Source organism: Gilvimarinus sp. 1_MG-2023 (assembly GCF_030548285.1).
In genome coordinates, this window is record NZ_JAUOSC010001279.1 from 1 (window position 1) to 257 (window position 257).

Sequence of the window (257 nt, forward strand, 5' to 3'; positions counted from 1 at the left end):
TATTCCAGCAATACGGTGAGATCACCTAACGGTCGCTTCATCGACCAGCTTTCCAGTACACGGGCCGCCAGCGCGGCGGTATCTCTTAATGCCAGGTTAAAGCCTTGTCCGGCCACCGGATGCAGGCTGTGAGCAGCATTCCCCAGCAACACCAGGCCCCGGCGTACCTGTTCGCCACTGCGCACCAGTGCCAGCGGGTAACTGAAGCGTTCGCCAACCCGCAGAATACGGCCGCTGCGATAGCCGACCTGCTGTTG

At 60.7% G+C, this 257-nt stretch carries 1 protein-coding gene; it reads right to left on the reverse strand.

Features of this window, described 5'->3' with window-relative positions:
• The coding region (locus Q4563_RS20985) for an FAD-dependent monooxygenase (protein WP_303605898.1) at window positions 1-257 on the reverse strand (257 nt) is incomplete at both ends.